The organism is Amycolatopsis ponsaeliensis, assembly GCF_030182635.1.
Classification (GTDB): Bacteria; Actinomycetota; Actinomycetes; order Mycobacteriales; family Pseudonocardiaceae; genus Amycolatopsis; species Amycolatopsis ponsaeliensis.
Genome location: NZ_JAPZLD010000002.1, coordinates 521902 through 540624, shown reverse-complemented (window position 1 = coordinate 540624; position 18723 = coordinate 521902). Strand labels below are relative to the sequence as shown.

Genomic DNA, 18723 nt, shown 5'->3' with positions numbered 1-18723 from the left:
CCCGCCAGCTGACGCTAGACCGGTCGGTACGCTACCAACGTCTCATCAACCCGAAACTGTCCACGATGTCGTGAGACATACCTGTTCACGATGTCCTGAAACATGGCACAGTGTTCTAACCCTGTTTCTCACTCACGACCTCTTGCCGACCCGCGCTAGCTGCTGTGCCCGATCCAGTGTTCGGGCCAGTCGTGCTCGAAGCGCTCGGCGTTGCAGCCCGGGCGGTAGACGGCCAGCAGCTCCCGCACGATCTGCTCCCGGTGCGCCCGTCCCGCGCCGGGAGCAACGTACGTGCAGATGTGCACCTTCCAGCGTGAGCCGGCGCGCTTGATCCAGCAGGCCGCCCTGGCGTGCTGGAACGGGAACCGCTCGCGCGACAGGTCGTCGCTGTGCCCGACGTACGTGACGGCGTAGCGGCCCGGGCGCTCCTCCGGGTCCGGTCGGTAGAGCACGGCGTACACCGCGGCCGCCGCCGGCGGGGTCCAGCCGCCGAGCAGGCGCGGTCCTTCGAACGGGTAGCCCGCCGCCGAGCCCAGCCGGATCATTCGTCCTCGCCCAGCACTTCCGTGCGCACCACCGGGTACACCGGGAGCCCGGCCGTCGCCACGGCCCGGCCGAAGTCGCGGGTCGCGAGCTCGGCGGCGGTGGCCCGGTCGGGTGCCTCGACCAGCAGCCGCGCGCCGTAGCGCGTGGTGCCGATCCCGCTCGCGATGCCGCCGCTCGCCGCGACCGCGTCGGCCAGCTCGACGATCTCCTCCCGCGTCAGCACCCGGTCCCCGGCTGCCTCGATCGCCACGCTCCAGCGCATCCGCGTCCTCCTATCCCAGCCGCGGCAGCAACGCCGCCAGCTCTTCCAGACTGCGCAGGTCGCCGCCCGGCACGACGAGGTCGACGTGCGGGCCGGCGACGAGCATCCCGACGGCGGACCCGTGCCCGTGGTGCGGGTTCGTCCACACCAGCCGGTGGCACAGCCGCGACAGCCGTTCGACGGCGTTCGCCAGCACCTCCGGGTCACCGCGGTCGAGGCCGTCGGAACAGATCACCACCACCGCGCCGCGGCAGAGCCCGCGCCGGCCCCAGCGCCGGACGAACTCGGCCAGCGAGTCGCCGATCCGCGTCCCGCCTTCCCAGTCGACGACCGTGCGGGCGGCCTGGGCGAGCGCGAAGTCGGCGTCGCGTTCGCCCAGCTCGTCGGTGATCCGGGTGAGCCGCGTGCCGAAGCAGAACACCTCGACCCGCGCCGCCGCCCGGCGCGCGGAGTAGGCGAACTGCAGCAGGTGCCGCGAATAGTCCGCCATCGAACCCGAGACGTCCAGCACCAGCACGAGCGGCCGCAGCTTGACCCGGCGGCGGCGCCGGCGCAGCTCGTCGATTTCGCCGTAGCGGCGCAGGGTCCCGCGCACGGTGCTCCGCAGGTCGGGGATCGGGCCCTTGCGCGCGGGCCGGGTCCGGCGGGTGCGGCGGCGCGGCGGGGTGAGCCGCAGCCGGGCCATCATCCGCCGGATGGCCGCCAGCTCCTCGGGGGTGCACGCGCCGAAAGCCTTGTCCTTGACCGATTCGACGGCGGACGCGGTCAGCCCGAGCACCGCCTCCGCCTCCCGCTCGGGCCCGTCGCCCTCGGTTTCGGGAAGGGCCAGGACGGCGTCGGTGGCCACCTCCGCGACGAGCGCCTCCGGCAGGGCTTCGCCGCCGAGGAAGTAACGCCGGAAGACCTCGTCGTAACGCGGGATGTCCTCGTGCCGCCCGAGGAGCGTGACCCGGCCGCCCCAGTACACATCGGACAGATCGGCCGGGTCGAGGACGGTCAGCGCGCGGCAGTACGTCAGCACGTCACCCGGCCCGGCCGCGACCCCGGCGGATCGCAGCGCCCGGGCGAAACCGGCGAACAGACCGGCGATCGCGTCAGCCACCGGAGGTGATCTCCGCCAGGTTCGCGCGGACGACGTCGAGGTCGTCGCGGTCCTTGACCACCGCGCCGAGCGTGTCGGCGTCCAGTTCGTCCAGGCCGAGGAACCGGAGCATCCGCGCCCAGTCGATCGTCTCCGCGACCCCGGGCGGCTTCGCCAGGTCCAGTTCGCGCAGCCGGTGCACGGCCGCGACCACCTTGCGGGCGAGCAGTTCGGGCAGGCCGGGTTCCTGAGCCAGCACGATCTCGACCTCGCGGTCGGCGGCCGGGTAGTCGATCCAGTGGTAGAGGCAGCGGCGCTTGAGCGCGTCGTGCAGCTCCCGGGTGCGGTTCGAGGTCAGCACCACCAGCGGCGGGCTCGGCGCCCGGATCGTGCCGATCTCGGGCACGGTCACCTGGAAGTCCGCCAGCAGCTCCAGGAGGAACGCTTCGAACTCGTCGTCCGCGCGGTCGATCTCGTCGATGAGCAGCACGGCGTCGGCGCCCCGGCGGATCGCGGTGAGCAGCGGCCGTTCCACCAGGAACTCGGGACCGAACAGGTCGGCCACGGCGCGCTCGCCCGCTTCGGGGGCGGACAGGGCCCGGATGTGCAGGAGCTGGCGGGCGTAGTCCCACTCGTAGAGCGCCTGCGCCGTGTCGATGCCTTCGTAGCACTGGAGGCGGACGAGCTCGCGGCCGAACACCGCCGCCACCGTCTTGGCCAGCTCGGTCTTCCCGACGCCGACCTCGCCCTCCAGCAGGATCGGGCGGTGCAGGCGGGTGGCCACGAGCAGGGCCGTGGCGAGGCCGCGGTCGGCGAGGTAGCCGGCGGTGCGCAGCCGCTCGGTCAGGCCGGCGACGGTGTCCGGGTACTCCCGCGTCACGGTTGCCGGTCGGGGCCGAGGACGAGGTCGCGGATCGGGGTCGCGCCCGCGTCGAGCTTGCCGTCGGCGGCCAGCTGGTCCCGCCAGCTCGAGGTGAGCCCGTCGAAGCCGACGGCCTGCATGCTCTTGCACGCCTTCTGCGGCCCGCACGCTTCTTCGACGTCTTCGCTGCTCCGCCCGCCGGCGTCCCAGATCTCGCGCAGCACCCGGAGGGTCTCGTCGGAATCGGCCATCAGCCGAGGTTAGTAGCGGTTCGTGTCCGTGCCGGGCCTCGATTAATGCTTCCCTTAAGTTGTAGTGTCCCGTGATCGGCTCGACGGAGAACCTGGGACTATGACACTGGGCCAGCTCAACGCGTTCGTCCTGGTGGCCCGGCTGGGCTCGGTCACGGACGCGGCGAAGGCCCTCGGCGTGAGCGAGCCCGCGGTGTCGCAGGCGCTGGCCGCGTTGCGCCTGCACCACGGGGACAAGCTCCTGATCAAGCGCGCGGGCGGGATGACGCTCACCGCGGGCGGCAGCCGGCTGCTGCCGATCGCCTCGCAGATGGTGGCGCTGGGCGCCGAGGCGGACGCCGCCGTCCGGCAGGCCAACGGCGTGGCGGCGCGGCTGCAGCTGGCGGTGACCAGCGAGATCGCCGAGTTCGTGGCGAACCCGTTGCTGGAGGCGTTCACCCGGCGCTCGGGCAACTCCATCGACGCGTCGGCCGGGCTGGCGCGCACCACGGAGCTGGCGGTCCTGGTCGCGAACCGCCTCGCCGACGTGGCTTTGGGTCCCGAGCTGACCGGCGACGCGGCGAAGGGCCTCGACTGCGTCCCGGTGTTCCGGGGGTCATTGGTCGTGGTGGGCGCGCCGAACAGCCGCCACCAGGGCAGTCCGGCGCACTGGCGCTGGCTGCTCGACCCGGCAGGCGCCGACCCCGGCAGCGACACGCTCCGCCTGCTGCGCCGGCTGGGCGTACCGGACGAAGGCATCCAGATCTTCCCCAACCAGACGGCGGCGTGGTCGGCGGCGGCGAGCGGAGCGGGGGTGTCGGTGGCGCTGGAGCACCTCGTGGCGCCCCAGCTGCGCCGCCACGAGCTGGCGGTGGTCCCGACCCGGGGGACACCGCTGTCGTTGTGCTGGCACGTGACGACGTTGCCGACGGACCGCCGTTCGGCGGCGGCGAACTCGCTGCGGCACTTCCTGGGTACGCCGGCGGCGATGCAGGTGATGCGGTCGCCGGGGAGCGGGGTGCCGCCGTCGCGCTTCCGGCCGCCGGTCTACGTGACGATCTGGAGCTGATCGCCGGCCCTGCCGCGCGTCCGGGAAATCCCGCGAAGGCACGCCTTCCCGCTCTTCGCGGGCCCGGCGGTCCCGGTGGTGGGCGCGACCCCCAACGACGCGCCCGCCACCGGGTCGCCCCGGCATTCCCCCTCTTTCACCGTGCCCCTAGGGTTCCCGAAGCCGTCCTCGTTTCGTCCTCGCGCCGGCATCCACGCCGCCACCTGCGCGTTTCGGAGCCGGTAGCCTTGAGGTCGAGGGGGGATGCGATGAGGTTCCGGATTCTCGGGACGCTGGAAGTGCTTGCGTACGGGGATCGGGTCACCCTCGCGAGCCCGCGCCAGCAGCGTGCGCTGGCCGCCCTGCTGCTCAATCCCAACTCGGTCGTCCCCGTGGAGCGGATGATCGACGCGCTCTGGGAGGACGAGCCGCCGGCGACGGCGGTGAAGCAGGTGCGCAACTGCGTTTCCGCGCTGCGGAGCCGGCTCGGCGAAACCGGCGGGATGATCCTCACCGACGGCCCCGGGTACCGCTTGCAGACCGACAGCGACGACCTCGACTCGCTCCGGTTCCGCCGGCACGTCGCGGCCGCACGAGGACTCGCCGGGCAGGCGAAGCTCGTCGACGCCGTCGAAGAGATCCAGGCCGCGCTCGCCCTCTGGCGCGGCCCGGCGCTCGACGGGCTGCGGACGACCACGCTGGCCGGCCGGGCGGCGGTGCTCGACGAGCAGCGCGCCGACGCCGTGGAGCTCTGTGCCGAATGGCGGCTGCGGCTCGGCGAAACGGGTGAGGTCGTCCGCGAGCTGACCGAGTTCTGCGGCGAGCACCCGACGCGCGAGCTGTCCCACCTGCTCCTGATGCGCGCGCTCGCGAAGGAGGGCCGCTACGCCGAGGCCTCGACGTTGTTCCACGGCCTGCGCCGGCGGCTGGCCGACGAGCTCGGCGTCGACCCGAACCCCGACCTGCGGCGGCTGCACGACCAGATCCTCGCCGAGGCCACCTCGGGTGACCCCGAGCCGGAAACCCCGCCCGCGCACCACCAGTTCGATCGCGCGGTCACCGAGCTGGCCGAAGCCGTCACGTGGCAGTGGCGCGCCGAAGCCGAGCTGCGGTCGCTGCACCGGCCGCAGCCGATCGTCCTGCGCTGGTCGGCCCTCGCGCGCCCGGGCAGGCCCGCGCGCCGGGGCGACCTCGACGACATCGCCGAGACGTTCGCCGCGCTGCCCGAGCGGCAGCTGGTCGTGCTCGGCGATCCCGGCTCCGGCAAGTCCGTGCTCGCCCTGATGCTGACGCTGGAGCTGCTGCGCACCCGCGACCCGGGGACCCCGGTCCCGGTCCTGCTTTCGCTGGCCTCCTGGGATCCGCGGCGTGAACACCTCGACCGGTGGCTGGCGGGCCGGCTCGCCGACAACCACCCGGCGCTGCTCAACGCCCGCGAGTACGGGCCCGGCGCGCCGACGCGGCTCGTCCTCGGCGGCCACGTCGTCCCGGTCCTCGACGGCCTCGACGAGATGCCGACCGACCTGCGCGCCGCGGCGCTCGACGCACTGGACCAGACCATGGCGGTCGGCCGCTCGCTCGTGCTGACCTGCCGCTCGGCCGAGTACGAGCAGGTCACCCGCGAAGCCGGCCCGGTGCTGGGCGCCGCCACCGTGGTGCGGCTGGAACCGGTGGCCCGGCAGGAGGCGATCACCTATCTTTCCGCGCGAGGGAGTGACCGCTGGGGCCCGGTCGCCGAGCGGCTGCGCCGGGAGCCGGACGCGGCGCTGGGCCGGGTGCTGCGGACGCCGTTGATGGTCGACCTCGCGCGGATCGGCTACGGCCGTCCCGGCGCGGATCCCGCGGAGCTGCTCGACGCCGAAGACGCGGGCGCCCTCGAAGGCCGGCTGCTCGACTCGTTCGTCCCCAACGCCTACGCGCAGGTGCCGCGGTCGCCGGGGCGGAACCCGAAGACCAGCCCGTCCGGGCGGTACACGGCCGAGGAGGCGACCCGCTGGCTGGGGTTCCTGGCCCGGCACCTCGAGCGGGCGCGCAGCCGCGACCTGGCCTGGTGGCAGCTCTACCGGGCGGTGCCGGCCGGGACTCGGTCGGCCCTGATCGGCGCGCTGATCGCGCTGTTCTTCGTCGTCACCGGCTTGTTGGACGACGGACCGGCGCTGGCCGCGATCTACGGCCTTTCCTTCGGCGGCGCCGGTTACCTGACCCACCGCTTCGGGCGCGCGCCGGAGCCGCTGCGCACCGAACTGCGCTTCGCCGGGGCCGCCCGGAAGTTCGCCGGCCGCTTCGCGATCGGTGCCGTCGTGGGTGTGCTGCTCGGCCTGGGCTGGTCGCTGGCCACCGGCCTGGTCGTCTTCCTGGCGGTGGTGTTCGGGCTGGTGTTCGCGGTGCACGTGTGGCTCGCGAAGCCGGTCGACGCCAGCCGCGTGTCGAGCCCGGGGACGATCCTGCGCAACGAACGGACCGGGGCGATCGCGCTGGCGGTCTCGTTCCTGGTGACGCTGGGATTGTTCGACGGGATGGCGTTCGCGTTCACGGCGCAGACGCGGTTCCTGCCGGTGCTGGGCGGCCGGTACGACCTCGCGCTGGCCTTCGCGGGCGGGCTCGCGGGCGCGTCGTTCGGCTGGTTCATGGGCCGCGGAGTGGCGGCGGCGTGCTACGGCCTGGCGGGCGCGCTCGCCGGCGGCCAGGTCTTCCCGGCGGCGACGAACCCGGTGCTGCCGATCGTGGTCGGCGTGTTCTTCGGCGGGGGCATCGGGCTGACGGTCCTGGTGACGCGCGCGTGGGGCAACTACTTCGTCCACCACGTCTGGCTCGCGGCGACGGGCCGCCTTCCGTGGCGCCTCATGCACTTCCTCGACGACGCCCACCGCCGCGGCGTGCTGCGGCAGGCCGGCGGCGTCTACCAGTTCCGCCACGCCCGCGTCCAGGAACGACTGGCCGAGACCGGCCACGACCAGCAGGAGGTGCCATGACCGGCGAGGAAATCGTGCTCGGTCCGCTGCCGAAGGGGATCACGCCGGCCGGGGAGGGCAAGGTGTGGAACGTGCTCGGCCACACCTACTCCCTGAAGGCGGCGAGCGAGTCGAGCTTCGCGTTCGAGACGCTCGACCCGCCCGGCACCGGGGTGCCGCCGCACGTGCACCCGACCCAGGACGAGCACATCTACATCCTGGAGGGCGTGTTCACCCTCTACCTCGACGGCGAGTGGACCACCGCGGGCCCCGGCGACACCGTGCGGATGCCGAAGGGCCTGCCGCACGCTTACTACAACCGCGGCGAGGGCATCACCCGCGGCCTGTTCTGGGTGAGCCCGGCCGGCCGGCTCGCCCAGCTCTTCGACCGGCTGCACGACCTGGCGGACCCGGCGGAGGTAGTCCGGCTGTCGGCACTGCACGACGTCGACTTCCTGCCGCCGGGTTCGGTGGACGGCGCCTGATCAGGTCCGGGCGGCCACGGGGGACAGGATCTCCGCCACGCCGCGGACTGTGCGGGTGCGGTAGAGGTCGGCCACCGCCAGTTCGCCGAGGCCGGCCTTGCGGATTTCGTGGTGAGGTGGAGCCGGCGGGGGTGCCGTGATCGGTGGCCCGGCGGTGGGCGCCTGATCGTGCCGGCGGCCGCGGGATGCCGGCGGCGGGTGCGGTGGGTGCCCCGGTCAGTTCGCGGCCCCCGCGGGGGAGAGGCTCGCCAAGATCTCCGCCACTCCGCGGACCGTGCGGGTGCGATACAGGTCGGCCACCGCCAGATCGCCGAGGCCCGCCTTCCGGATCCCGTCGACGATCGTGAAGGCCAGCAGGGAATTGCCGCCCGTGAGGAACAGGTCGTCGTCCAGGGTGATCGGGCGGCCGAGGGCGCCCGACCACAGCTCGCCGACCCGGAGCTGCAACTCCGTCGCTTCGACGGCGTCGACGAGACCGCGGTCCGCCACGACCGCCCGGGGTTCGGGCAGGCGGGCCGGGTCGAGCTTGCCGTTGGCGTTCACCGGCAGCGCGGCCAGCTCGGTCAGCGTGTCCGGCACCATGTACTCGGGCAGCTGCTCCTGGAGCCGTTTGTCCACAACGGACAAGTCGAGCCCGGTGCCGGCAACATAAGCGTCCAGCCGCTCCGAACCCGCGCCCGTACCACGCCGGCGCACCACGACGGCCGCCGCGCGGACGCCCGGTTCGGCCAGCAGCACCGCGCGGATCTCGCCGAGCTCGACGCGGTGGCCGCGGATCTTGACCTGGTCGTCGAGCCGGCCCAGGTACTCCAGCTCGCCGTCGGGCAGCACGCGGCCGCGGTCGCCGGTGCGGTACCAGCGCGCGCCCGGTTCGCCGAGGAACTTGGCGGCGGTCAGCTCGGGTCGCCGGTGGTAGCCGTCGACGATCCCGGCGCCGCCGAGCAGGATCTCGCCCGGCACCCCCGGGGGCACGCGCCGGCCGCGCTCGTCGACCACGTCGACCCGCCAGCCGGGTACTGCCCGCCCGACCGAGCGGCTGCCCGCCGCCGCGGCCTCGCGGGTGACCGGGTGCCACGTGCACGCGACCGTCGTCTCGGTGATCCCGTACATGTTGATCACCTGGCACCCATTCTCCGGATACCTCTCGAACCACCGCAGCATCAGCGCCATGTCCAACGGCTCGCCGCTGAACATGAGCAGCCGCACGGAAAGCCGCTCCGCTCGGCCGGCGTCCACCGCCGCCAGCTGCGTGAACACCGACGGCGTCTGGTTGAGCACGGTGACACCCTCGGCGGACAGCAGGTCGTGCAGCGCGTGCGCGTCGCGGGCGGTCTCCTCGGGCACGATGACCAGCCGCCCGCCGGTGGTCAGGCAGCCGAAGATCTCCCACACCGAGAAGTCCCACGAGTAGGTGTGGAACAGCGCCCAGCTGTCGGCGGACCCGAAGCCGAACCCGAACACCCGGGCCGCGTCGAGCAGGCTGCAGATCTGCCGGTGCGCGACCACCACGCCCTTCGGCTGCCCGGTGGAGCCGGAGGTGTAGATGAGGTACGCGCCGTCGTCCGCCGTCCCGGTCATCAGGAACGGCTCCGCCCGGTCCGTCCACACACCGCCGTCGACGACCAGCGTGGGCGGCCCCAGCTCGGCGGGGGCGTCCGCGAGGACCAGCGACACCTCCGCGTCCTCGGCGATCTGCCGCAGCCGGGCGGGCGGGTTGCCCGGCGCCAGCGGGACGTACGCGGCGCCCGTCTTCAGCACCGCGAACATCGCGGCGATCAGCTCCGGCGACCGGGCGAAGCTCAGTCCGACGCGGCTGCCCGGGCCGCAGCCGCGGGCGGCGAGCCGAGCGGCCAGGACGTCCGCGGCTGCGCCGAGTTCCCGGTAGGACACCGATCGCGACCCGGCCGTCACGGCGATCGCGTCCGGATCGGCCAGCACGCGGCGCTGGATCAGCTCGTGGAGCGTGTGTTCGCCGTCGAGCCAGGCCGGGGCGGCTTCGCCGGGCAGCACCGGCGCCGGGTGCTCGCCGGCGGTCAGGTCGGCGGAACCGAGGGGAGCGCCGGGGTTCCGGACGAACAGCTCCAGCAGGACGCCGACGCCGTGCAACAGCCAGCGGGCCGCCGTCTCGTGGACCTGCTCACGGCGAAAGCGGCAACGCAGGCGCTGCGGGTCGGCCGGATCGAGGTCGAGCACCAGCGGGAAGCCGCCGTCCGCCACGCCGATCGCGACCGGCGCCGGCCCCTCGTCGGCCGAGGCACCGACGAAAAGCGTTGCCAGGTAACGGGAAGCGGAAAGGTCTTCGGCCACCGGGAGGATCCACGTCCGCCGCCCGCGAGCGTCCGGCAGCGCGATCCGCGGGGTGCCGCCGGAGAACCGGGCCAGCACGGCGGCGGTGGCGGCGGCGAGCGTCCGCACGTCCGCCGGGCTGCCCGCGGGAAGGGGAGCACTCACTTCGGCGGGCCCGGATCCGGCCGGGCCGAAGGACATCCAGTCGTCGCTCATCGGGTACCTTCCCGCGCCGGGACGGCGAACCGCGCGGCCAGCAGGTCCAGCAGCGGGCCTGGGTCCGGCAGGAAGTACATGTGCTCGCCCGGAAGTTCGGCGACGTCGAAGCGGTCGCCGGCGATCCGCTCCCAGCCGGCCAGGTCGGCCCGGGACACGAGCGGGTCGTCCGCGCCGCGGATCGCGAGCACCGGCACCGGCAGGCGGGTGCCGGTGGGGGCCAGGTACGCCTCGCGCGCCAGCAGGTCCGCGCGCAGTGGCGGCAGCAGGATGTCGCGCAGCTCGGGCTGCGCCAGCGCCGGGTGGGCGTAGCCGATCAGCCGCTCGACGGCGGCGACGAACTCCTCGCCCTCGAGCCCGCGCAGGCCGAGGTCCAAGGGCGTCAACGGATCCGGCGCGCCGCTGACGACCAGCCCGGCCACCCGGAACTCGCCGGACGCCGCGATCGCGCGGGCCGTCTCGAACGCGACGGCGGCGCCCGAGCTGTGGCCGAACAGGACGATCTCCTCGCCCGCCACGGCGGAGCGCCGGATCTGCCCGAGCGCGTGCTCGGCCGCGGAAGCGACGTCTTCGTGCGGCGGGAGGCTGAACTGCTCTTCGCGGCCGGCCAGCTGCACCGGCCGGATCTCGATTTCCGCGTCGCCGGGCGGCGTCCAGGAACGGTAGACGCTCGCGCCGGCACCGGCGAAGGGACAGCAGTAGAACTTCATGCTCACCAGACCATCCTCGTACGGGGCAGCGATGCGTTTTCCGACGCTAGTGGCCGCCCCGGTGGCACCGTGCCAGTCTCGTTCCCGGTTTCGCGGGACGAGCATTCTGCCAGGACGCCGACTCCTAACCTGGCGACCGGAAACAGAAATGCCCGGAATAGAGAGTGCGCCGTTTTCCGCTGCCGTGGCCGAGTTTCGAAGGAAAGGGAATTGTCGACGTGAAGCTGCTGGAACAGCCGGCCCCGGTGGGCACCAGGTTCGAAGCGTACGGACCGAGCAAGCTCGACGAAATCCTGAAGAGGTTCCCCGTCCCGGAAGGGCTCGCCGAGACCATCCGGCTCTTCTCCCTCGTGCTGCCGTTCCGCGTGAACGAGTACGTCCTGACGGAGCTGATCGACTGGGCGAACGTCCCGGCGGACCCGATCTTCCAGCTGGTCTTCCCGCAGGACGGGATGCTCACGAAGGAAGACGAGCACGACCTGGCCCGCGCGGCCACCGGGTCCGGCCGGCGCGCCGAGCTGCCCGCGGTCGTGCGGCGGATCCGGCAGCGCCTCAACCCGCACCCGTCGGGCCAGCTCGAGCTCAACGTGCCCACCCTGGGCGGTGACGAGCTGGGCGGGCTCCAGCACAAGTACCGCCACACCGTCCTGTACTTCCCCCAGCAGGGCCAGACCTGCCACACGTACTGCACGTACTGCTTCCGCTGGGCGCAGTTCGTCGGCGAGAAGGACCTGCGGTTCGCGGTGAAAGAGGCCGACCGGCTCGTCGAATACCTGCGGGCCCACCCGGAGGTCACCGACGTGCTGGTCACCGGCGGCGACCCGATGGTGATGTCCGCCGAGCGGCTGCGGGTGCACTTCGAGCCGCTGCTGGCGATCCCCACGGTGCGCACGATCCGGATCGGCACCAAGTCGGTCGCCTACTGGCCGCAGCGCTTCGTGACCGACGCCGACGCGGACGCCGTGCTGCGGCTCTACGAGGACGTCGTCGCCTCCGGGCGCACGCTCTCGGTGATGGCGCACTACAGCCACGAGCGGGAGCTGGCCACCGACGTCGCCGGTCAGGCGGTCAAGCGGATCCTGGCCACCGGCGCCCGGATGTACTGCCAGTCGCCGCTGATCGCGCACGTCAACGACGACGCGGACGCCCTCGCCGGGCTGTGGAGCACCGAGCTGGCGCTGGGTGCCGTGCCGTACTACATGTTCGTCGCCAGGGACACCGGTCCGCACGACTACTTCAAGGTGCCGCTCGCCCGCGCCCAGGAGCTGTTCTCCGGGGCGTACGGGCAGCTGCCCGGGCTGGCCCGCACGATCCGGGGGCCGGTGATGTCGGCGACGCCGGGCAAAGTCGTCGTCGACGGCACGGTCGAGCTCGGCGGGCAGCGGCTGTTCCAGCTGCGGTTCCTCCAGGCCCGGCGGCCCGGGCTGACCGGCAGGCCGTTCTTCGCCCGCTACACCCCGGACGCCGCCTGGCTCGACGAGCTGGAACTGCTGCCGGACACCCCACCCGACATCGCCGAAGCGGTCCGGTCGCAGCACCTGGTGGGAGGGGGTTCGCCGCGCGCCGTCTCAGGTGACCTCGAGCTGCTCCCGGCCACGCCGGGAGGGGCCCGATGACCGCCGTGCACGCGGTCTCGCCGAACCTCGCGCTCGACGAGGCCGTGAGCCGCCGTCACGCGGCCGGGCAGCCGCTGATCCACCTCGGGTTCGGCGAGTCCCGGCTGCCCCTGCCGGACTTCCTGGCCGAACGGCTGCTCGCCGGGGCCCGGCGCACCGCCTACGGGCCGGTCGCGGGCGCGGAGGACAGCCGGGCCGCGGCGGCGGGCTACTTCACGCGCCGGGGCCTGCTGACCGAAGCGGACCAGGTCGTGCTGGCGCCGGGGAGCAAGCCGCTGCTGCTCGCGCTGATGGCGGCGATCGACGGCGCGGTGGTCCTGCCGCAGCCCTGCTGGGTCACCTACGCCCCGCAGGCGCGGCTGTTCGGCCGTCCGGTGCTGGAGGTGCCGATCCCGGCGAGCTGCGGCGGGGTGCCCGACCCCGACCTGCTGCCCGGCGCGCTGCGGGCGTTCCGCGCGGCCGGCGGGCGTCCCCGGATGCTGCTGCTGACGCTGCCGGACAACCCCACCGGCACCCACGCCCCGCCCGAGGTCGTGCGGCGGCTGTGCGAGATCGCCGAGGCCGAAGACCTGCTGATCGTCTCCGACGAGATCTACCGCGACATCCTGCACGACCCGGCCGACCCGTTCGCGAGCCCGGCCGAGTTCGCCCCTGACCGGACGGTGGTGACGTCCGGGCTGAGCAAGAGCCTCGCGCTCGGCGGCTGGCGGATCGGCTTCGCCCGGTTCCCGGCCACCGCCGCCGGGCGGGCCCTGCGCTCGACCGTGCTGGGGCTGGCCAGCGAGATCTGGTCCACCCTGGCGGGTCCGATGCAGGAGGTCGCCTGCCTCGCGCTGGCGGAGCCGCCCGAGGTGACCGCGCACCTGCGGGCCAGCACGCGCCTGCACGGCGCCGTGGCGGACGCGGTGCACCGGATCGTCACGCAGGCGGGTGCGGTCTGCCGCCCGCCCACCGGCGGCTTCTACGTGTACCCCGACTTCGAGCCGGTGCGGGACGTGCTGGCCGCGAAGGGGGTCACCGGGTCGGCGTCGCTGCAGGACCACCTGATCGACAGGCTGGGCGTCGCGGTGCTCGGCGGAAAGCACCTCGGCGACGATCCCGGCGCGCTGCGGTTCCGCGCCGCGACGAGCATGCTGTACGGGGCCGATGACGCCGAGCGCTGGGCCGCGCTGCGGTCGCCGTCGCCGCTCACGCTGCCGCACATCAGGGAGACCCTCGCCGCCCTCGATGCCGCGTTCACCGGCTTGACCAGCTGAATCGCATAACGAACCCGTCAAGGCCATCTCAGGGGTGTCCACTGCCCTTAAGATGGCCTTAACGTATGTAAAATGGATTGTGTCTTCCGACCGTGACCGGCCTTGTCAACCGCCGGACGGGAATCGAGGAGAACATCTAAACCGCACCGACCGTACCGTTCGGTGGGTGCGGTCACCGTACGGTCACCCGTAGTGCCACAGGATTAGGTCCCACTCACCCGTTCGTGTTGACGCTGGTGACCGCCCGTTCCTAGGGTGAGTCCCGACGGTGGTACGGCCGGCACCCGGCACCGAAGCCACCGGATCCCGCATCGCCCGACGACGAACCGGTGGTTTTCCATGCCCGAAATCCAGGTCCACGGCTCGGTGACCGACTCCCGTTTCTCCCCCGACCAAGAAAAGGAAATCGGGGGCGAATACCAAAGAATGTTCTCGTCCTTCTTGGAGAATTCGGACGTCTCTTCGGCGATCCTCGACGACCGGCTGCGGGTGGTCGCGGCGAACCGCGAGCTGCTGGCCCTGTTCGGCCGGAGCGCGGCCGAGGTCTGCCGGGCGGATCTACCCGGGTTGCTGCACCCTTTCGTTTCCGAGCGGGTGCAGCGCCGCCTCACGCGGCTCGTGCTGGAGGGGGAGCGCGGGTTCCGGGAGCGGTTCACCCCGCTCGTGCCCGCGGCGGGTGCCCTGCCGGTAACGCTGATCGCCGCGGCCCTGCCCGGCCGCCGCCCGGCCGCGGCGGCGGCGTTGCTGCTGTTCCTGCCGGACCGCGTACAGCGGCGCAGCATCGACCCGGCGGGGAGGAACCGGGCGATGAGCGAGATCGAGACGCAGATCCTGCAGGGCGTCGCGGCCGGGGCGAGCACGGCGGAGCTGGCCCGGCGGCTGTATTTGTCCCGGCAGGGCGTCGAGTACCACATCCATCGGATGATGCGGTTCCTCAAGGTGAAGAACCGGACTGAGCTGGTCTCGCGTGCCTATGTGGCCGGGCTGCTCGCGCCGGATGTGTGGCCGCCGCAGGTGTTGCCGGGCCGGGCGGTTGCGGGGCGGGCCGCGGTGCCGGCGAGGTAGGGCGGTGGGGTTGTGGCGCCGGACCTGTGGTCTTGAATGAGTCATTCAGGTCTTCGGAGGTCCTGAATGACTCATTCAAGACGGTGGCACACGGCCCGCCGCCGCGAGTGCTAGAGGTCAGGCCGCGGTGCCCGTCCGATAGATGCGCGTCCCGGCGGGAATCGCCACCGCCAGGACCGCCACCAGCACCACCAGCGCGATCAGCGTCGCGTGGCGCTGGGGGAAGCCCGCCCCTTCGGTCACCAGGTCCGGGTTGCCCCACAGGCGGCGGCAGGCCGCTACGACCGAGCTGACCGGGTTCCAGGCGGACACCGTCGCGAGCCAGCCCGGCAGGCCGCGCAGCGGCACGAACGCGTTCGACACGAACGAACCGACGACCATGACCAGGGCCGCGATCGCGCTGATCGCCTCGGCGCCGCTCGTGGTGAGCCCGATCAGGGCGCCGAGCCAGAGCATCGCGTAGGCGAACAACAGCAGCAGCCCGAACCCGGCCAGCCCCGGCAGCAGTCCACTGTGGATCCGCCAGCCGATGGTGTACGCGATCCCCGTGGTGGCCCCGATCCCGGCCGCGGCCAGCACCAGGTCCGAGAGCGTGTGCCCGAGCAGCACCGCCGAACGCGGGATCGGCAGCGAACGGAACCGGTCGGCCAGCCCGCCGGCCAGGTCGTCGGCGATGCCGAGCCCGCTGGTGGCCACCAGCGTCAGGCCGACCTGCGCGGCGACCCCGGCGGTCAGGTAGTCCACATAGGGCGCGCCGCCGGGCAGGGTGATCGAGCCGTCGAAGAGGAAGCCGAGCACCAGCACCAGGCTGATCGGCATGAGCAGGACGCCGACGATCTTGGCCGGTGAGCGGACCGTCGCGCGCAACCGGCGTCCGGTCAGGGCCGCGACGTCGCTGAGGAGCGTGTTCATACCGCCTCCGAAGTCCGGGTGAGAGCGAAGAAGACGTCGTCGAGTGACGGACGGCGCAACGCGAAGTCCTGCACGGCGATCCCGTTCGCTTGGAGTTTTCCCGCCACCGCGGCGATTCCGGCCGTCCCGTCCGGGACGGGCGCGCTCAGCTTGCCGTCCGCGGATTCGACCGAACCGGCGACCGACGCGAGGATTTCCCGGGCTTCGGCCGTGCGGGCGGGATCGGCCACGGAGACCTCCAGCCACTCGCCGCCGACGTCGCGCTTGAGCTGCTCCGGGCTGCCCTCGGCGACGACCTTGCCGGCGTCGATCACGACGACGCGGTCGGCCAGCTTGTCGGCCTCTTCGAGGTACTGCGTGGTGAGCAGCACGGTGGTGCCGGCCGCCGCCTGCTCGCGGATCGCCGCCCAGAGCACGGCGCGGCTGGCCGGGTCCAGTCCGGTCGTCGGCTCGTCGAGGAAGACGACCGGCGGGCGGGAGATGAGACAGCTGGCGAGGTCGAGCCGGCGCCGCATGCCGCCGGAGTAGGTCCGGACCTGCCGGTCGGCGGCACCGGTGAGGTCGAACTGCGCCAGCAGCTCGCGGGCACGGGACTTCGCGGGCGAGCGTCCGATGTGGAGCAACGTGCCCAGCAGCACCAGGTTCTCCCGGCCGGTCAGGCGGTCGTCGACGGCGGCGTACTGCCCGGTCAGCCCGATCCGCGTGCGCACTTCGGCTTGCTGCCGCACGACGTCGAGCCCGGCGACGAACGCCCGGCCCGAGTCGGGGACGAGCAGGGTGGAGAGGATCCGCACGGTCGTCGTCTTGCCCGCCCCGTTGCGCCCCAGCACCCCCAGCACCGTGCCCGCCGGCACGTGCAGGTCCACCCCGCGCAACGCCTGATGGTTGCCGTACCGTTTGGTCAGACCCTCGGTTTCGATTGCTGCGGTCACTCCTCGGCCCTTCTCTTCCGGCGACGGCGCGGGCCTCATTCCAGCAGTGCGCCCGTTTGCCGCCCGCCAGCAGTGGTGGCGGATTGCCAGTGGCGGCGCGGCTAGCGTCATTTCGGCAAGCCACCCCAGTGCCCGGGAAAGCCGGGCGGGAATCGGAGGGAAGAAATGCCGGAGCGGAACGAAATTCCTCCTTTCGCGGTCATTTCCGGCCGGCAGGTCTCGAACGTACTGGCCGGCAACGAGAAAAAGGTGGTCGACCTCGTCGAGGCGGCCTACCGGCTGCACGGCGCCGGGAACACGGTCAACCCGCCCTCCTACTTCCTGCGGTTCCCGGACCGCCCGGACTCCCGGATCATCGCGCTGCCCGCCTCGCTCGGCGGCGATGACGGGGTGGACGGTCTCAAGTGGATTTCCAGCTTCCCCGGCAACGTCGAGCACGGGATCCCGCGGGCGTCGGCGGTGCTGATCCTCAACGACCCGGCCACCGGATACCCCTTGGCCTGCCTGGAAAGCTCGATCATCAGCGCCGCGCGCACGGCCGCCTCGGCCGCGCTGGCCGCGGCGGTGCTGAGCACGAACCGCGGACGGCCGCGGCGGGTCGGGTTCGTCGGGACGGGCCTGATCGCCCGGTTCGTCCACACCTACCTGCAGGCGACCGGCTGGGAGTTCGACGAGATCGGCGTGCACGACCTGCACGCGGGGTCGGCCGCCGGCTTCCGCGACTACCTCGCGGGCACCGGCACGACCGCGCGGATCACCGGTCACGACGACGCGCAGAGTCTGATCCGCGCCAGTGACCTGGTCGTGTTCGCCACCGTCGCCGCCGAGCCGTACGTGACCGACGTCGACTGGTTCGCCCACGACCCGCTGGTGCTCAACATCTCGCTGCGGGACATCGCCCCGGAGATCGTGCTGGTCTCCACCAACGTCGTCGACGACGTCGACCACTGCCTCAAGGCGAACACCTCGCCGCACCTGGCCGAGCAGCTGACCGGGGACCGGGGCTTCCTGTCCGGCACGCTGTTCGACGTGCTGACCGGCCGCCTCGAACCGCGGCCCGGCCGGCCGCTGATCTTCTCGCCGTTCGGCCTCGGGGTCCTCGACCTCGCGGTGGCGAAGTACGTGTACGACGAGACTGCCGCGGCGGGGGAGCTCCCGGTGGTCGACGGCTTCTTCCACGAGCTGGACCGGCACCGGCCCCCGGCCCGCTAGCCCGGACCGCGGCGCTCCGCCCGGCCGGTCCTCTCCCGCACGAATAGGGGTTGTGCGTGCCCATCATCTCGGCTCCGCAGGAATACAACGAAGACAACCTGTACGTGGACCTCCGGCCGGTCTTCGGCCCCGCCCTGTACCTCAAGTGCGAGGCGTTCAACTTCGCCGGCTCGGTCAAGCTGAAGGCGGCGCAGGAGATGATCACGAGCGCGGAGCGGCGTGGCCTGCTCACGCCCGGCTCGACGCTGGTGGAATCGTCCTCGGGCAACCTCGGCGTCGCGCTGAGCATGATCGCCGCAGACCGCGGCTACGGCTTCGTCTGTGTGACCGACGCGCGCTGCAACGAGGCGACCCGCCGGATGATGGAAGCCTTCGGCGCCCGGGTGCACGTCGTCACCGAACCCGCCGCCGAGGGTGGGTTCCTCGGCGCGCGCATCGCCTACGTGCGGATGCTGTGCGCGCAGAACGGGTTCGTGTGGCTGAACCAGTACGGGAACCGGGACAACTGGATGGCGCACTACCTCACCACCGCACCCGCCATCGCCCGGCAGTTCCCCGACGTCGACGTGCTGTTCGTCGGCGCCGGCACCACCGGGACGCTGATGGGGTGCGCCCGGTACTTCCGCACCGCCCGGCGGGCGCCGCGGATCGTGGCCGTGGACGTCGAAGGGTCGGTGACCTTCGGCCGGGCCCCCGCGCGCCGGCTGATCCCGGGGCTGGGCACCAGTGTCCGCCCGGGGATCCTCAACGAGTCCTTCGTGGACGAAGTGGTGCACGTGACCGAGCCGGACGCGGTGCGCCGGTGCCGGGAGCTGGCGCGGCGGGGCTTCCTGTTCGGCGGGTCCACCGGCACCGTGATCGCCGGCGCACTGGCCTGGCTGGACGCGAACACGGGGACCTCGCCGGTCACCGCGGTCGCCATCGCGCCGGACTTCGGCGAGCGCTACCTCGCCACCGTCTACGACGACGCCTGGGTGCGCGAATCCTATTGGCCCGAATACGAACCGGCGTACGAAGACGGCCGGCTGTCCGAACTGAACGCCGCGCACTGAC

17 protein-coding genes are annotated in these 18723 nt (G+C 72.7%); 8 read left to right on the top strand and 9 right to left on the bottom strand.

Going from position 1 to position 18723, the window contains the following annotated elements; all coding sequences use genetic code 11:
- Positions 1–155 precede the first annotated feature (155 nt).
- Genes QQ657_RS05250 through QQ657_RS05230 form a run of 5 tightly spaced genes read right to left on the bottom strand, consistent with a single transcriptional unit; the run spans position 156 to position 3002 of the window.
- A complete protein-coding gene (locus tag QQ657_RS05250) occupies positions 156–545 on the bottom strand; it encodes a hypothetical protein (RefSeq protein WP_284740897.1) in 390 nt (129 codons plus the stop codon).
- Entirely contained in the window at positions 542–808 is a 267-nt protein-coding gene (locus QQ657_RS05245; RefSeq protein ID WP_284740896.1) for a hypothetical protein, read from the bottom strand. Before QQ657_RS05245 ends, QQ657_RS05250 begins: the two co-directional genes overlap by 4 nt.
- Before the next feature lie 10 nt (positions 809–818).
- Entirely contained in the window at positions 819–1910 is a 1092-nt protein-coding gene (locus QQ657_RS05240; protein ID WP_284740895.1) for a vWA domain-containing protein, read from the bottom strand.
- Positions 1903–2769, bottom strand: coding sequence for an AAA family ATPase (locus QQ657_RS05235; protein ID WP_284740894.1), 867 nt, complete (start codon positions 2767–2769; stop codon positions 1903–1905). Before QQ657_RS05235 ends, QQ657_RS05240 begins: the two co-directional genes overlap by 8 nt.
- A complete protein-coding gene (locus QQ657_RS05230) occupies positions 2766–3002 on the bottom strand; it encodes a hypothetical protein (RefSeq protein WP_284740893.1) in 237 nt (78 codons plus the stop codon). The genes QQ657_RS05235 and QQ657_RS05230 overlap by 4 nt, the downstream gene beginning before the upstream one ends.
- Positions 3003–3102: 100 nt before the next feature.
- Here QQ657_RS05230 and QQ657_RS05225 point away from each other — a divergent pair, with 100 nt between their 5' ends.
- The 3 genes from QQ657_RS05225 to QQ657_RS05215 all read left to right on the top strand — a co-directional run bounded on the left by QQ657_RS05225 (position 3103) and on the right by QQ657_RS05215 (position 7465).
- On the top strand, positions 3103–4050 hold the full coding sequence (locus QQ657_RS05225) for a LysR family transcriptional regulator (RefSeq protein ID WP_284740892.1): 948 nt from the start codon (positions 3103–3105) through the stop codon (positions 4048–4050).
- Between the two features lie 248 nt (positions 4051–4298).
- Positions 4299–7001 (top strand): BTAD domain-containing putative transcriptional regulator, encoded by a 2703-nt coding sequence (locus QQ657_RS05220; RefSeq protein WP_284740891.1) that lies wholly within the window; start codon positions 4299–4301, stop codon positions 6999–7001.
- Positions 6998–7465, top strand: a complete 468-nt coding sequence (locus QQ657_RS05215) for a cupin domain-containing protein (protein WP_284740890.1) — start codon at positions 6998–7000, stop codon at positions 7463–7465. Before QQ657_RS05220 ends, QQ657_RS05215 begins: the two co-directional genes overlap by 4 nt.
- A gap of 216 nt (positions 7466–7681) precedes the next feature.
- Here the strand turns inward: QQ657_RS05215 and QQ657_RS05210 are convergent, their stop codons facing one another.
- Together QQ657_RS05210 and QQ657_RS05205 are read right to left on the bottom strand one after the other, a co-directional pair.
- Positions 7682–9967 carry a non-ribosomal peptide synthetase gene (locus QQ657_RS05210; RefSeq protein WP_284740889.1) on the bottom strand — a complete coding sequence of 762 codons (2286 nt, stop codon included), beginning with the start codon at positions 9965–9967 and terminating at the stop codon, positions 7682–7684.
- Positions 9964–10677 (bottom strand): thioesterase II family protein, encoded by a 714-nt coding sequence (locus tag QQ657_RS05205; RefSeq protein WP_284740909.1) that lies wholly within the window; start codon positions 10675–10677, stop codon positions 9964–9966. The genes QQ657_RS05210 and QQ657_RS05205 overlap by 4 nt, the downstream gene beginning before the upstream one ends.
- A 218-nt stretch (positions 10678–10895) precedes the next feature.
- On the opposite strand from QQ657_RS05205, the gene QQ657_RS05200 reads away from it, so the two are divergent.
- The 3 genes from QQ657_RS05200 to QQ657_RS05190 all read left to right on the top strand — a co-directional run bounded on the left by QQ657_RS05200 (position 10896) and on the right by QQ657_RS05190 (position 14614).
- Positions 10896–12293 carry a KamA family radical SAM protein gene (locus QQ657_RS05200; protein ID WP_284740888.1) on the top strand — a complete coding sequence of 466 codons (1398 nt, stop codon included), beginning with the start codon at positions 10896–10898 and terminating at the stop codon, positions 12291–12293.
- Positions 12290–13549 carry a pyridoxal phosphate-dependent aminotransferase gene (locus QQ657_RS05195; protein WP_284740887.1) on the top strand — a complete coding sequence of 420 codons (1260 nt, stop codon included), beginning with the start codon at positions 12290–12292 and terminating at the stop codon, positions 13547–13549. The genes QQ657_RS05200 and QQ657_RS05195 overlap by 4 nt, the downstream gene beginning before the upstream one ends.
- Positions 13550–13888: 339 nt before the next feature.
- On the top strand, positions 13889–14614 hold the full coding sequence (locus QQ657_RS05190; RefSeq protein WP_284740886.1) for a helix-turn-helix transcriptional regulator: 726 nt from the start codon (positions 13889–13891) through the stop codon (positions 14612–14614).
- A 117-nt stretch (positions 14615–14731) separates the two neighbouring features.
- Here QQ657_RS05190 and QQ657_RS05185 read toward each other — a convergent pair whose 3' ends face one another.
- Positions 14732–15526 carry an ABC transporter permease gene (locus QQ657_RS05185; RefSeq protein ID WP_284740885.1) on the bottom strand — a complete coding sequence of 265 codons (795 nt, stop codon included), beginning with the start codon at positions 15524–15526 and terminating at the stop codon, positions 14732–14734.
- Positions 15523–16458: an ATP-binding cassette domain-containing protein gene (locus QQ657_RS05180; protein WP_284740884.1), complete on the bottom strand. Its 936-nt coding sequence runs from the start codon at positions 16456–16458 to the stop codon at positions 15523–15525. Before QQ657_RS05180 ends, QQ657_RS05185 begins: the two co-directional genes overlap by 4 nt.
- A gap of 165 nt (positions 16459–16623) precedes the next feature.
- On the opposite strand from QQ657_RS05180, the gene sbnB reads away from it, so the two are divergent.
- Together sbnB and sbnA are read left to right on the top strand one after the other, a co-directional pair.
- Positions 16624–17670 (top strand): 2,3-diaminopropionate biosynthesis protein SbnB, encoded by a 1047-nt coding sequence (gene sbnB, locus QQ657_RS05175; RefSeq protein ID WP_284740883.1) that lies wholly within the window; start codon positions 16624–16626, stop codon positions 17668–17670.
- A 56-nt stretch (positions 17671–17726) separates the two neighbouring features.
- Entirely contained in the window at positions 17727–18722 is a 996-nt protein-coding gene (sbnA, locus tag QQ657_RS05170; protein WP_284740882.1) for a 2,3-diaminopropionate biosynthesis protein SbnA, read from the top strand.
- Position 18723: the final 1 nt, after the last annotated feature.